Raw genomic sequence first — 14,943 nt, forward strand, 5'->3', positions numbered from 1 at the left:
ATCAGGATTGCGCCCGCATCCTGAGCCGATTGACCGAGCGTGACTTCGCGATCAGCAATAGTGCCTGTAATAGGGGCTTTGATGGTAATCGTGCCATCTGAATTTGCCTCTGCTCCCAATTGTTGCAGTCGAGTTCTGTAAGTGACTGCACTCAGTTGAGCACGAGATTGGGTAACCTGAACAGCCGTTTGAGCACGCTCTAATTCAGTTCGAGCTTCCAATACCTCTAGCCGACTTTCAGCCTCAGTCAACGCTTGTCGTACCGTTGCCAAGTGCGCCTCCGACTCCAAGAATTCTCGTCTGGGAATTGCTCCCTGCTCTGTCAGTTCTTTGTCGCGATCGTATTGCTCTTGAGCAACTTTCACCTCTGTCCGAGCCTGATTAATGGCAGCTAAAGCAATCTGCTGTTGTTGCTCATAGGTTTGTTGCGCCAATCGCAAGTTGGCTTGAGCCTGTTGCACATCCCCCTGCCGCTCTGCAGAATTTTCTAGTGCAGTAACTCTTAGATCTGCCAGTTCGCCGCTGGTGATCACAGCTAAGGGCTGCCCCACTTCAACAGTTTGCCCTGGTTCCACCAACAGCTTGACCACTGTTCCACCTACAGGGTTCGTAACTCTTACCCTTTTGCTAGGGGAAGCTTCAATTTGTCCGGTTGCTTGTACCCCAAATGCTAACGCTTGACGGGCTACGGGTTCTACTTTTAATCCCATCCGCTCTGCTGTTTCAGCATCAATGTCGATCGCGCTTGCTGACTGAGCCGACTGATTCTGATGAAACTCGTCACCGTGCCCTGTATGAGCGAATACTTCAGATGAGGTCATTAGCAGCAGCAGGCTAAGACACATTCCAGCAAAGCGATCTCTTGTCATTAGATCAGAGCGTTTGGGAGTAAGAGCCATCGGCATTTCCTGAGGCAGGGGTAACAGTACAGGTTCGAAGTCTTCACAAAAGTTGAAAAGCAGTATTGCATGGAAATATCAAATCAGGATGAAATTTGTTTCTCCTGAAGCCACCTTGTTCATCTCCTAAATTAGAGCAGCCTTCTCCAGGGCTACTTTGAATTTAGAGAATAGAAATTGCCAACTATCGTCGGGGAGTAGGATTAATTATCTGACTGGTATCAACAGTAGTATTGCCAAGATCAGAAGGATTGGAATCGTCAGAAAGCAGTTTTTGAGCTTGGGTTGTTGCTGCAAACACAGCACTAAGATCAGCAGCAAAGAGACTTGCGAGAATCAGACGTTTCATAGAAGTTCACTCCTTCGCAACAACTGAATTTGTAGTATTTAGCACAAAAATTAAAATCAGCATGAACTCTTAGCACTTCCTCTTTCATAGTGGTTAGATTGAGGTGCAATGAAATTAGCAAACCAACTCATGAATAACGAATTATAAATAAAATTAGAAACCTCATCCCCGTTTCACTTTTATGTGGTATTTGAGAATTAGGAGCATCGATACAGCAAAAGGTACTTCTGTCTGAGATGGTGATATCTGGTTTCGCATCATACTTCTAGCATTTACAGGGGGGGTTATGCAGCATGACCATCATCACGGGCATCAAAATTCTGGCCCCCAAGGAAGGCATCACGAGCTTCAGCAGGCAGAAGAATATGTTGGGCATCATGAACACCAACAACAGCTTGCGTCAGCACGAGATCACCATGCGGGACACGGCAACCACATGGGTCACAATAAACATGCCGGTCATAGCCCAGAAATTTTCAAACGTCGATTCTTTATCTGTTTGCTACTGACCCTGCCCGTCCTTTACTTTGCATCTCACTTTCAAATGTGGTTTGGCTATCGAGCCATTGAGTTTTCAGGTTCGGGCTGGGTTAGCCCACTCCTAAGTACCATCATCTACTTTTACGGAGGTTGGGTTTTTCTTAGAGGAGCCTGGTATGAGCTACGCAGTCAGATTGGAATGATGACGCTGATTGCGCTAGCGATTACGGTGGCATTTGTTTACAGCGTAGCAGTTACCTTAGGCTTAGAGGGAGAATCTTTTTATTGGGAACTGGCAACACTGGTGGATGTAATGCTCTTGGGGCATTGGATTGAAATGGCATCGGTACAGGGAGCCAGCCGTGCATTAGAGCATTTAGCCGATCTAGTCCCTTCTGTTGCTCATCGCCTAGTGAATGGACGCATTGAAGATGTTTCGGTGAGTGATTTGAGTGGAAATGACACGATTTTGATCCGTCCTGGCGAACAGATTCCAATTGATGGAGAAGTAATTGAAGGCGGCTCCAGCGTCAACGAAGCCTTCCTAACAGGAGAATCACGTCCCGTAACCAAGCAGGTTGGTGACGAGGTGGTTGCAGGAGCAGTTAACAGTGAAGGTGCACTAACTGTAAGAGTGACCCGCACTGGAGAGCAGACCACATTAAGTCAAATTATGCGCTTGGTAGAAGAAGCACAAACCTCTCGCAGTCGATACCAGGCGTTAGCCGATCAGCTTGCCTACTGGCTTACCTTGGCTGCAATTGGGATTGGTACATTAACGTTTGTCGTTTGGTTGGCAGTCGGTTCAGCCCTCACGTTTGCCATCAACCGTGCAGTCACCGTTCTCGTGATCACCTGTCCTCATGCGTTAGGATTGGCGATTCCTCTGGTGCTGGTTAACGCCACTTCAATGTCTGCCAAGCATGGCATTTTGGTTCGTAAACGAGAGGCATTTGAGCGGGCACGTAACATTCGAGCAATCGCCTTCGACAAAACGGGCACGCTCACAGAGGGGCGATTTGGCGTACAACATATTTTCACAGAAGGGATTGGAGAAACAGAAGCGTTAGCGATCGCAGCAGCTCTAGAATCACTATCAGAACATCCTCTAGCACAAGCGATCGTGCAGGAAGCCAACAACCGTCAGTTGGAGCTACCCAAGGGAAGTGAATTTAAGGCCGTTGCAGGTAAAGGCGTTGAAGGAACAGTCAATGGTAAACGCTACCGGGTCGGACGACCCGAATGGGCAGAAGAATTGGAGTTAACTGTCTCGAATCCAATTCGAGGAGGACTAAAGACGGCAGAATTACAAGGAGAAAGCGCAATTGTATTGCTTGACGATCGCCAAGTTCTGGCGTTGTTTGGACTAGCAGATCAAGTACGTGAGCAAGCCCGTGTTGCAGTACAACGGCTGCAAGAGATGGATGTACAGGTAGTGATGATTACCGGAGATGCGGAAGCAGTGGCAAAGACCGTTGCCGAGCAGCTAGGAATCGATCGCTACTATGCCCGTGTATTGCCCCAAGACAAAGCTGCACTAGTCCGGCGACTCAAGGCAGAACAACCGACCGCTTTTGTCGGTGATGGCATTAACGATGCTCCTGCCTTATTTGAATCTGATCTAGGAATTGCGATCGGGGCAGGAACCAATGTGGCGATCGAGTCTGCGGATTTGGTTCTCGTGAAGAGTAACCCATTAGATGCCACTTATGCCTTGAAACTCGCGAAAGCAACCTACAGCAAGATGATTCAAAATCTGTTCTGGGCAACAGGTTACAACGTGATTGGGATTCCCCTTGCTGCAGGAGTGGCTTATCCTTTAGGAATTTTGCTCTCTCCGGCTGTTGGGGCTTTATTTATGAGTGTCTCCACTGTTGTGGTTGCTATTAATGCCATGCTGCTACGGCGCGTGAAGTTGGGATAGGAAGAGCGATCGCCTCTTCAATGATGGTGTGCTGGAGAATTAGGAGTAGGTTGAACCGACGCATCACTATAACCTCGCAGTTCGTCATATTTGGCAATTTGCTCAGGTGAAAGTAACCGTTGAACTTCCAAATGGGGTTGCAGATGGATCACTCGATATTGACCATACAGCATTGCTAACTCCTGAGTTTGCTCTTCAATTTCGGACTCTGAAATCGTTCTTTGAGCAAAAGCATTACTGAATTTCCGTTCAAGTTCAACAATGTTCTGCCCGACTTGTTTCGCTTCTGTATTCATCTGCCTAAATGTGGCTTCGATCTGCTGCTCTTGTTCTGAAGACAAGACTAGTTCTTGTCTCAAATCTAAGACGTGTCTAGGACCTGGATAGCTGTTCAATTCAGCAGTACGAGCATAGCCTGCTCCTCGTCCATTTAACAGATCATTAATTTCCTGCGTACTCAAGCCTCGAATAGAGCTACCTATCTGTGTTACGTAGGGCGATTGTGCATGGGATAAGTTAGATACGTTCAAACTAGCCAATGCCGCAATGCTGAGTGCGCCAACGGCTGCAATGCTGATACCTAATTTCAACTGCATATCTGGCTCCTAAGAAAGATTGGCTCATCTCCATCAGCACTATAAGACAAAAAAATCAAACCAGGATGAAATGTTAGCGTAAGTAGGCAGTCGAAATTAAACGTAAGATAGAAGGGAGCACCCCCTCTAGAATTTTGTCAGTTATGCCTGCCCCCGTACATGTTCAATTGAGTGCAGAAGAAGATCGAGCGTTGAGCGAATTGCGGGTTGCGACCACAGTTCCTCAACGGACTCGTGATCGGGCACACATGCTACGATTGAATGCCCAGGGCTGGACCGTTCCTTCCATTGCCGAGATCTTCGAGTATCAGGAGAACACGGTGCGCCAAACGCTGCGCCGGTGGCAACAAGATGGCTTAGGGGGACTGTGGGACGCGCCTGGACGGGGAGCTAAACCCAAATGGCAAGAGGCTGATTTGCTCTATCTGGAACAATGCCTGGAGCAGGAGCCGAGGACATACAACAGTCTGCAACTCGCCTTGAAACTGAAGCAAGAGCGGCAACTAGAGCTGAGTGCTGAGCGAATTCGTCGAGTGCTCAAAAAAAGGGGTTTGTGTGGAAACGGACAAGACAGTGCCAACGAGGTCGGCAAGACCCTGAGGCAAAAGCTCTGAAGCAAGCGGACCTAGCTACGTTGCAACTAGCGGCACAGGAAGGGCACCTGGATCTCAAATACCTGGATGAATCGGGATGTTGTTTAGAGAGTCCTGTGAGTTATAGCTATGCTCGCATTGGGACACAAAAACGGATTGAGCAGGTGAAGACCTACGGAGATCGCATCAGCATTCTCGGCATATGGCAGGTGGAGGAGTCGTTTGACTATGCTTTGGGACAAGGCAGTTTTACCAAAGAACGGTATGTCAAAGTGATGCAGCAGATTGCCCTCAAGTGCGAACAGACCTTGCAGCAAACAGGACGCATTACCGTCATTGTTCAGGATAATGGCTCTGCCCATACCAGTTACCTTGCCCGTGAACACTGGCAACAATGGCAAACCCAAGGGTTATATTTATTTTTTCGCCACCCTACAGTTCAGAAATGAATTTGATTGAGACACAGTGGCATCAACTCAAAACGCATGAAATTGCGGGTAGAAACTTCGACAATGAGTATGACTTAGCGAATGCTATTATTGAAGGCATGGAGCATCGCAGTCAACAAGGTGGGTGGACATTGGAGCGTCTTACGCTTAAATCTGCCTAGCTACTTACTCGCTAACGTTGCCTTCCCTCGGTTAAGGAGAAGGCAATACAGGATGTTGGTGATGGACGATGGAGCCGTGAGTCTGATCAGCATAATCCCAATCATGCAGCCAGAAGCGGAGATATGATACTACTCAACGACCTCTACCCAAAAATCAGCCGTAATAATTTCACCGTTGCGATTGAACTGTCCCCACAATTTGTACCTTCCGCGCTGTGGAAAGCGTGTTGCAAAGTGAATTTGGTTTGCGGGGGTATTCTGCACAGCGTGAGCATGGATATAGCTTTCTCGCGTTAAGGTAGGAGATTGACGCAAGATGACCAAATGCCCTTTTTCACCCAAGTAAGGCTGTAAATCAGTAATGGGTTGATAACTGGCTGCATCTTGCAGGTTAAAGCGCAAAACAACCTCTTGCCCTGCTCGGATCGTTGCTTGGTTTGGAGCAAAACCAACAATAGTTTCATTAAAGGTTTTGGTACGGCTCCAATCGGACTGAGCCACAGGAGCAGTATTTCCAGCAACTTGGGTTTTCAGCACAGAAACTTGCTCAGGTTGTCCTGTCGGTTGATAGTCGCTGAACAGCGTGTAATTGCCGGACTGAGGAAACTGTACTTCAACTTCAAATCGTCCATTGCCTTTGTACACAGGATGAAGATGTTGGAAGACTTGCAAATCATCGCTGACAGCAATTAGGTGCATAACCTGCTCTTGGAATTGATCGAACTGGGCGGTCGCTTTTCCGTTCTCATCCTGTACATCAATCTGAAGGATGGTGGGAGTATTCGGGGTAATTACACCAGTTGTTGTGAGTTTTGCTTGGGTTGTTGTAGAAGCATTAGCATGGCTATTCCCATGTTCAGTATGGTTTGTGGTATGAGTCGTGGGATGATTGTGATTCGTTTCTTCTGCATGAGCTGCGTTTGGACGAGTTGTGGTTGTCATAGTAGGTTCCTCCTTAACTTGAGCAAGTTGTGTGCAACCTTGAGCAATGGATAATGTGCTGACTATGGCGATCGCAGTAATAAACCGATTCATTTCTACATCTGAAATAGATTCAACAAGGTGGGTATTAAGGTGTATTGAAAAAGCTTGGAGTTAAGTAGCTTTCTTGAGCAGCTAACTTTTTAACCCTTGTTGTAATCCTAGAGTCTCTAGTTAGCTAGAGAGTCAAGCCCTCAATCGAAAATTTTTGCCTAATTTGACTACACCCACTCATCAACGGGTTGAATGGTTTTTGGTCGTATCATTCGCTCTCGAATTTTGCCGATCACAATGTAGAGAACAGGAACAACAAAGAGACTGAGAAACGTGGTGACGAACGTACCACCAAAGACTGCGGTTCCCAATGACTGACGACTAGCAGAACCTGCTCCAGTAGGAAACAACATTGGATAAGCTCCCAGTAAAGCGGCGATCGCGGTCATCAAAATGGGGCGCAGGCGATCTTGAGACGCTTCAATGATGGCTTTTGTCAGGGGTAATCCTTGCGATCGTAGCTGATTGGCAAATTCCACCATGAGAATCGAGTTTTTGCTGGCTAGTCCAACTAACATCAACAGCCCTACCTGGCAATAGATGTCGTTATACAATCCCCGCATCCACTGTGCTGATAATGCGCCTAAGACCGCCAGGGGTACAGACAACATAATGATCAGCGGATCAACAAAGTTATTGTATTGGGCTGCTAAAACGAGAAATACGAAGAACACACCCAAGCCAAAGATTAACGGGGCTTGCCCACCTGATTCCAATTCTTCTAAGGAAATCCCAGACCATTCAAAGTCCATGTTAGCGGGAATGACTTCAGCCGCAAGTTTTTCCATGATCTGAATCGCTTGCCCAGAGCTATAACCCGGAGCAGCAGCCCCATTGATTTCAATGGCACGATGCAGGTTGTAGTGGTTAATGGTTTGAGGACCTGTTGTGGGAGTGATAGTCACCAAATTACTGAGAGGAATCATCTCTCCCTGATGCGATCGCACATACAACTGACCAATATCATCTGGATTAGACCGAAACTGCTCATCTGCCTGGACATACACTCGATAGGTGCGACCAAAGGCGTTAAAGTCGTTGACATACCGGGAGCCAATGTAAGTTTGCAGGGTGTTGTAAATTTCCTCAACAGACACCTGGAGGGCTTCTGCTTTATTGCGATCAACCTCAATTCGTAACTGTGGAGCATTGGCGGTGTAGGTGCTAAAGACTCCTTGCAATCCAGGGGTTTGGTTAGCGCGAGTCAGTAATTCCATTTTGATTTGATCTAGAGCGCTGATGTCACTAGTGCTACGATCGCCCCGATCCTGCAACTGAAAGACAAACCCTCCAGTGCTGCCGAGACTGGGAATTGTGGGAGGATTGACCGCTAGGACTGGAGCTTCAGGAATTCCCATCAAAGGTGCCTGCACCCGACTCAAGATAGCAGAGACAGACTGTTCTGGCTCTTGACGCTCATCCCAAGGCTTTAGAGGGGCAAACATTAATCCTCGGTTGGGCGTATTACCACTAAAGCCAACCCCGCCCATTGCAAACGTACCTTGAATCTCCGGCTGTTGGAGTAAGATTTGCTCTGCTTGCGTCACAATCTGTCGGGTGTAGTTGAGGGAAGCACCATCGGATGCCTGAATTAGGTTAATAAAGTACCCCTGGTCTTCCTGCGGCAAAAAGGCTTGGGGAACTCGCAAATATAGCCCTACCGTCAGCACCAGTGAGGCGATAAACAAGATCATCACGACTTGCTTGAAGCGGGTGAGAACCTGAAGCGATCGCTGATATCTATGCCGTAGCCAATTCAGAAATCCATTGATTCGCTTTGCCAACCACCCCAAAACTCCACGGGGTCGTGCCTGTTCCCGTAGTAGGAGAGCAGATAGGGCTGGCGTTAGGGTCAAGGCATTGAAGGTTGAGATGGCGATCGAGAAGGTAATGGTCAGGGCAAACTGCTTGTACAGTTGTCCAGCCGTTCCGGGTAAGAAGCTTACCGGAATGAAAACTGCCATTAGCACAATTCCACTGGCAATCACAGAGCTAAATAACTCACGCATCGCTTCCGCCGTGGCTCGAATCGGACTTAATCCCTTCTCTTGAATTAATCGAGTCACATCTTCTGCCACCACGATCGCATCATCCACTACCATGCCCGTTGCCAGAGTTAGACCAAACAATGTGAGGCTATTGAGGGAGAAATCAAACAGTTTGACAAAGGCAAATGTACCAATTAACGACACGGGAATTGTAACCGCCGGAATAATGGTCGTGCGCCAATCTTGTAGGAACAGAAAGATGACCAGTACAACCAACCCAACGGATTGAAGTAGCGTGATGATTACTTCTCGGAAAGATGCCTCCACAAACAGAGAGGAATCATAGGGAATGTCATAGCTCAATCCGGGTGGAAAGTTTTGTGACAGTTGTTGCATCTCCGCTTTGACGGCTTTGGCAATCTCTAAAGCATTGCTGCCCGGAATTTGCAGAATTTGGTAGCCGACGGCAACGTGTCCTTTATAGCTGGCGAACGTGCTGTAGCTCTCAGCTCCTAATTCAGCCCGTCCTACGTCTTTAAGCTTGACGGTTGTGCCATCGGGATTCGCTTTGAGGATCAAATTTTCAAACTCACCTGCTTCTTTTAGGCGACCGTCTGTTTGCAAGTCGATTTGATACAGTTGTCCATCGGGGGCGGGGGGTTGTCCAATACTACCAATCCCCAATTGCAAATTTTGCTGATTCAGGGCAGTGATCACATCTTGAGCGGTCAGGCTGCGGCTGGCTAGCTGTTGCGGATCTAACCAAATTCGCATGGCATAACGGCGATCGCCAAACGCAACCACATTGCCAACACCGGGAATTCGCCGCAGTGGATCCAGCACATACAGGTCGGCATAATTGCTGATGAAGGTGTCGTCGTAGCGGTCATCTTCGCTGTAAAGTGCCATTGCCAGAACGATCGCACTCGATTGCTTGGAGACCATCACCCCGGTTTGTCGCACCACCTCAGGTAACTGGGGTTCAGCTTGCAGTACCCGATTTTGCACATCAGAGTCCGCTACACTCAGGTCATACCCTTGCTGAAACGTGATGATAACTCTACTGGTGCCATCGTTGCTGCTGGTGGAACTGATGTAGCGCATCCCTTCTACCCCGTTAATCTGTCGCTCCAATACAGTTGTCACAGTATCTTCAACGACTTGAGCACTGGCACCCACATAATTTGCGGTCACTGTAATTTGGGGTGGGCTGATGTCGGGGTACTGCTCAATGGGCAAGGTTGGAATGCTAATCAGCCCAACGATGAGAATAACGAGCGCGCATACGATCGCAAAGACGGGTTTCTTGATGAAAAAATTGACAAACATATCGAATACCCAGGGAATGAAGTGGGTTAGATCCTGCGTGAGACGAAGCGTAAGGAAGATAAGTGTTGAATCTTGGAGGGATTTTGCTGTAGAAGTTTTGCCCTACTGTGGCGCGATCGGGGTTCCTTCTCTCAATGCAAATAGATTGGAGACAATGACCTTCTCTCCTGGCTTTAATCCGTTCAGGACATGATATTTGTTTCCATCAATGCTGCCCAGTTCAACTAACCGTTGTCGAGCGACCAATCCAGTTTTAGAGGATTCCGCGACAAATACAAAGGTTTCTCCACCTAAGCGCGTCACAGCCGTTGTTGGAATTTGTACACCTTGTTGTTGGTTCCAACTCACGTTAGCTCTGACAAATTGATCCGTTCGCAGTTGTCCATTTGCGTTGTTCAGCAAGGCTTTTACTAAAACGGATTGTGTTGTGCCAGCCGTATTAGGCGCAATGAAAAAGATTTTACTGGTGCCGAGATGTTGTCCTTGCCCATTCGTAATATCTACAGAACTACCAATTTGAAGGCGCGATGCCTGTTCAGCCGGAATTGAGAAATTCACTTCAAGCTGGTCATTCTCTGCAACGCTTAAAAGTGATGTGGAGGTATCCACAAAGTCACCGACTTTGACTGGAATATCGCCCACCACTCCAGCAAACGGAGCTGTAATTTGGAAGTATTGCAGCTGCACCTGCTGTGCTTGAATGCGTGCCTGTGCTTCTTGAACTGCCTTCTCAGCCCGGGCTACAGCCGCTCGCTGTGCTTGAATCTGTTCATCAATTGCTCGCAAACTTGCCTTGGTAACTTCTAACTGGCTGGCATACTGATCTCGCGTTTGCTGAGAAACAGCTCCTTCGGTGGCAAGAGCAACGTATCGATCGTGCTCAACTTGGCTCAGTTGCATCTCTGCTACTTTGGACAATCGCTCAGCTTGTAGCGATCGCAGTACCGCATTCGCGTTATCAACGTTCGCCTGAGCCGAAGCCACACTCGCATAGGCACTGTTAACAACCGCTTGCTGCTCAGAGGGGTCAATCTGAATTAACGCTGTTCCAGATGCTACCCGTTGTCCAGGACTTACTAGAATTTGGGTAATTTGACCTTGAGTGCGGGGACGCAATGTTACAGAACGGCGGGATTGTAAATTTGCCACAAATTCTGACCGCTCCTCAATCGTTTCTGCCTGTAATGCAATGGTTTTAACAGGCATCGGTGCTTGTTGAGCCGTTGCAGTGGCTTGATCATTTGGAGGCAGCACACGCCACCAAGCAATTCCACCGCCACCCAGTAGGAACACAATGAGGAGTAACCCGAGGGGCGCTCGCTTTCGTGAATCCTTTGGCAATGGTTGTAAATCGTTTTGAGAAGATGTTGGAAGTTCAGATGATTGCATATTTCACCACCGTTCAATTAGAGGTGGATTGAAATCGCTCGAATTATTTCCAGAGGACTTGGGTTGAGCATAATAACGCTGTTCAATCCAGGCACGAACTTCTTCTTCAGACACAGCGTGGAAGCGAGTTCCGGTGAGTGGATCATCAATAATCCACTAGGTATTGCCATTGCGATCGGTCTTCTGCCAGATGAATGGATCTGAGTTTCCGAGCAGGGCATGGGCGATCGCGTTAACGGTGTGATTGAACCAATCGCTAACTCCCTCAAACTGGGGTCTAAACCCATCTGAGAGTTGTGATGGCTCCTTTTTCTCTGCGTAACCATTGAAACATAACGTGCCCGGACATAGTGATAGCCGCTAGTAAGCGATGATCACTACTAAACCCTTTCAGGGGTTGAAACACAGAATTCCCCATTCTGGGCGGTTTTATCGTGCAGTAAATAAATTATGAAGCCGACGATGGAGTGCAATCAAGCGGAAACGGCTGCCGTGTTATTTCAGCGGATCTTGCGTATCTTGGAGGAACCCACTTTGATGTGCGGGTGATCGATTTCCAACCCATCCATACCATGTCAAACCCGATTAAACCACCCTGCGATGAGGGTGTAATTCGTTCCCAACCTTGCTCTACTCCCTGTCAGCGCAGCCACCGAATTTGGATACTGGTTGCCACGATTCTTGGTTCTAGTATGGCATTTATCGACAGCACTGTCGTCAACGTTGCCCTGCCGACACTACAAACCCAGTTGAATGCAACTGTTTCTGATGTGCAATGGGTCGTAGAATCCTATGCCTTATTTGTTGCAGCCTTGATTCTGGTGGGCGGATCACTGGGGGATCATCTGGGACGGCGACGAGTGTTTATGTGGGGAGTAGCACTATTTGCGATTGCTTCGCTGTGGTGTGGCTTATCCTCCACAGTTGGACAACTCATCCTAGCACGGGGTATCCAGGGTATCGGCGCGGCCTTGCTGATTCCGGGCAGCCTCGCGATTATCGGAGCTTCTTTTCCAAACGAGCAGCGCGGCACGGCAATCGGCTTTTGGTCTGGGTTTACGGCAATCACTTCTGCTGCGGGTCCAGTGCTTGGGGGGTGGCTAATTGAAACCTTTTCCTGGCGATGGGTATTTCTGATTAACCTGCCCCTGGCCGCGATTGTGATTGTGATCAGCCGCTGGTGTGTCCCCGAAAGCCGTGATCCTCAAGCCGCTAAGCTCGATTGGTTGGGAGCAGGGCTGGCGATGACGGGTTTGGGTGTTGTGGTGTACGGGTTGCTGGAGTTTCCCAAGTTGGGGTTTGATGCCATTGTGATTGGAGCGATCGCCAGCGGCATTTTGATTTTAGGCGGATTTTTGTGGCTGGAATCGCGCCTAATCTCCCCCATGCTGCCGCTGAGTCTGTTTCGCTCTCGGACCTTCAGCGGTGCCAATTTGCTAACGCTGTTGCTCTATGCGGCTTTGGGAGGTGCGTTGTTCTTCCTGCCCTTTAATTTGATTCAGGTACAAGGCTATTCCGCGACAGCTGCCGGTGCTGCCCTAGTTCCGTTCCCGCTCATTATGTTTTTTCTCTCACGCTGGTCAGGGGGATTGGTGAACCGCTACGGTGCCCGCCTGCCTTTGATGATGGGTCCTACAATCGCAGCAATAGGATTTGGTTTAATGACGCTTCCGGGAATTGGCGACAGCTACTGGACTACCTTCTTTCCGGCTGTGGTAGTGCTAGGGCTAGGAATGGCAATTTGTGTGGCTCCGTTAACCACAGCAGTGATGAATGCCGTGAGTGAGCGATTTGTGGGAGCTGCGTCCGGTGTGAACAATGCCGTTTCTCGCATTGCCAGTCTGCTTGCGATCGCCCTCTTCGGTATCGTTATGCTTAACCGATTTAACGAGAGTCTGAATGGGCGGATTGCAGCTCTACCCCTATCTCCGACTGCCCTACAATTCCTGAATGCTCAACGCATTAATCTAGCGGCGGCGACCCTTCCGCCTGGATTAGATAACGGCGTGGAGGCTGCATTGAGGAGTGCGATTGCTGAATCCTTTGTGGACGGATTTCGGATGGTGATGGGCATTGCAACCGGGTTAGCAATCGCCAGTGCTATCACGGCAATGTTCATGATTGAGCGTAGGCGGGTTAAAGCTTAATAGGAGTTGATTGTCTTCTAAATGGTTCAGCGTGGAAATTGCCAAAACAACTGATAGCATAGCGATCGACTGTCGGCATAGTCAGTGGAAGAGCCTCGCCCGTTCCTAGGGTTCAGTGTTTCCCCGCGCTACTGCTTACACTGGTTGTAGTATGTGTACAGTTGGTTATCTGGAACGGATTGAGCAGGTGAAACGGAATTGGCAGAAGGGACGGTTCGGACAGGTTTTCAAAGAAACGGGGTTTCCTCCTCTCCCATGGGAGTCAGAGCACAAGCAGAAATAACCGATGGAGGCAGGACAGAATCACCCGATCGGATCGAACAATCGAATGAGGGATGAGCAGAAGAATTGGGATTCGATCGAGCGGAGGAATCAGGCACGTTTGAGTTTACCGACCTCACTATGGACTAGTTTTTGCGACATCCCCTTTCTAGAACAGATTCTTTCAAATTGACTCATGAGGTTGAAAATGCCATCAAAACACAAGTTATACCGTTCTGTTACTGTAGTTTTTGCTGTAGTTAAAATTTTGATCATTACCGTTGGAGCGATCGTGTTCCTTAGCCAACCGATGGCAAGTGCAGACAATGCGGCTCACTCCATTTCCCAAAGTTCTAAAGCAATTACAAATGTCCAAAATTCAGTCCAGGCTCCTTCTCCGATGGCAATAAAAGCCACAGTATACCGTGACCCCAATTGTGGCTGCTGTGAAGCATGGATGGAGCATTTACGCTCCAATGGGTTCCAGGTATCTGAAGTGCAACAGCCCGATATGGGCGTTGTCAAACAAAAACACAGCGTGCCTAGCGAGTTGCAATCGTGTCATACCGCTATCATCAACGGGGCTGTGATTGAAGGACATGTTCCCGCAGACGACATTAAACGCTTTCTCTCTGAAAAATCCGATGCCGTTGGTCTGGCTGTACCTGGAATGCCGATCGGCTCACCGGGTATGGAAGATGGGGAGGCTCAGGAACCATTCACCGTGTACTCCTTTGACCCACAAGGCAATGCTGAAGTTTTCAACCAATATTCATCCTAAAATTGAGCATCGCTAGCCACGGTTCATTATGAAGGGAATTGTCATGAGCGGGAGCGTTATTGCTGCTCATCCGCTCCATAACTAGGTGAACCGCTTGCGCCAGGGTTACTAACCTCCCAAAGCGGCTGGATAACTTCCTCCTCATAATCCTTGTTCTAGTTCTCTGAGTGTCGATCGCCAGACACAGCCATGTAAAAACTCCCTCAATAAGGCTTTTAGATAATTATTAACCCGGCAAGGTGAGAGGAGGAGGCAGAGAAGGGTAATTGCTAGGATAAAGGCATGAACAAATCGGATGCTCGAAGGCTCAATCCAGCGACTCAAAACTACTTGCGACAGCAGGCAATCCGGCTGCAACAGGAGGGGAAACGCATCGTCGACATAGCAGAGTATTTGGGAGTGCATCGCAATACGGTCTCCGACTGGTGGTACCAATATCAGCAGGAAGGAGAAGCTGCTCTAGAGCAGTACCCGCGAGGCAACAAACTGGGGCAAGGAAGGACATTAAGCCCTAGCGAAGAGGCATACCTGCAACAGTTGATTCAGGAGCATTTTCCGGATG

The 14,943-nt window shown here is 48.6% G+C and carries 11 protein-coding genes and 1 pseudogene; 6 read left to right on the forward strand and 6 right to left on the reverse strand.

Annotated elements, in window-relative coordinates; translation table 11 throughout:
* Both H6F80_RS09175 and H6F80_RS09180 read right to left on the reverse strand, forming a co-directional pair.
* A partial coding sequence (locus tag H6F80_RS09175) for an HlyD family secretion protein (RefSeq protein ID WP_190791267.1) occupies nucleotides 1-899 on the reverse strand: 899 nt, incomplete at its 3' end.
* Between the two features lie 184 nt (nucleotides 900-1,083).
* Nucleotides 1,084-1,248, reverse strand: a complete 165-nt coding sequence (locus tag H6F80_RS09180; RefSeq protein WP_190791268.1) for a hypothetical protein — start codon at nucleotides 1,246-1,248, stop codon at nucleotides 1,084-1,086.
* Between the two features lie 286 nt (nucleotides 1,249-1,534).
* On the opposite strand from H6F80_RS09180, the gene H6F80_RS09185 reads away from it, so the two are divergent.
* Complete coding sequence (locus tag H6F80_RS09185; RefSeq protein WP_190791269.1) at nucleotides 1,535-3,652, forward strand: heavy metal translocating P-type ATPase; 2,118 nt, start codon at nucleotides 1,535-1,537, stop codon at nucleotides 3,650-3,652.
* 17 nt (nucleotides 3,653-3,669) lie between these two features.
* On the opposite strand, the gene H6F80_RS09190 is transcribed toward H6F80_RS09185, so the two are convergent.
* Nucleotides 3,670-4,248, reverse strand: a complete 579-nt coding sequence (locus H6F80_RS09190; RefSeq protein ID WP_190791270.1) for a Spy/CpxP family protein refolding chaperone — start codon at nucleotides 4,246-4,248, stop codon at nucleotides 3,670-3,672.
* Between the two features lie 143 nt (nucleotides 4,249-4,391).
* On the opposite strand from H6F80_RS09190, the pseudogene H6F80_RS29775 reads away from it, so the two are divergent.
* Nucleotides 4,392-5,292, forward strand: a pseudogene (locus H6F80_RS29775) (IS630 family transposase); the annotation flags it as partial.
* Complete coding sequence (locus H6F80_RS31240) at nucleotides 5,287-5,451, forward strand: hypothetical protein (protein WP_206755056.1); 165 nt, start codon at nucleotides 5,287-5,289, stop codon at nucleotides 5,449-5,451. The pseudogene H6F80_RS29775 and the gene H6F80_RS31240, both read left to right, overlap by 6 nt.
* A gap of 129 nt (nucleotides 5,452-5,580) precedes the next feature.
* Here the strand turns inward: H6F80_RS31240 and H6F80_RS09200 are convergent, their stop codons facing one another.
* The 3 genes from H6F80_RS09200 to H6F80_RS09210 form a co-directional block, all read right to left on the reverse strand.
* Complete coding sequence (locus H6F80_RS09200) at nucleotides 5,581-6,393, reverse strand: DUF8832 domain-containing protein (RefSeq protein WP_199296467.1); 813 nt, start codon at nucleotides 6,391-6,393, stop codon at nucleotides 5,581-5,583.
* A 260-nt stretch (nucleotides 6,394-6,653) separates the two neighbouring features.
* On the reverse strand, nucleotides 6,654-9,803 hold the full coding sequence (locus tag H6F80_RS09205) for an efflux RND transporter permease subunit (protein WP_190791272.1): 3,150 nt from the start codon (nucleotides 9,801-9,803) through the stop codon (nucleotides 6,654-6,656).
* 102 nt (nucleotides 9,804-9,905) lie between these two features.
* Nucleotides 9,906-11,096: an efflux RND transporter periplasmic adaptor subunit gene (locus tag H6F80_RS09210; RefSeq protein WP_347277850.1), complete on the reverse strand. Its 1,191-nt coding sequence runs from the start codon at nucleotides 11,094-11,096 to the stop codon at nucleotides 9,906-9,908.
* 668 nt (nucleotides 11,097-11,764) lie between these two features.
* On the opposite strand from H6F80_RS09210, the gene H6F80_RS09215 reads away from it, so the two are divergent.
* The 3 genes from H6F80_RS09215 to H6F80_RS09225 form a co-directional block, all read left to right on the forward strand.
* Entirely contained in the window at nucleotides 11,765-13,339 is a 1,575-nt protein-coding gene (locus H6F80_RS09215; protein WP_190791274.1) for an MFS transporter, read from the forward strand.
* A gap of 529 nt (nucleotides 13,340-13,868) precedes the next feature.
* Entirely contained in the window at nucleotides 13,869-14,381 is a 513-nt protein-coding gene (locus tag H6F80_RS09220) for a DUF411 domain-containing protein (protein ID WP_190791275.1), read from the forward strand.
* Nucleotides 14,382-14,663: 282 nt separating this feature from the next.
* A partial coding sequence (locus H6F80_RS09225) for a helix-turn-helix domain-containing protein (RefSeq protein ID WP_190791276.1) occupies nucleotides 14,664-14,943 on the forward strand: 280 nt, incomplete at its 3' end.

It is taken from the genome of Leptolyngbya sp. FACHB-711, from assembly GCF_014695615.1.
Classification (GTDB): Bacteria; Cyanobacteriota; Cyanobacteriia; order Elainellales; family Elainellaceae; genus Leptolyngbya_A.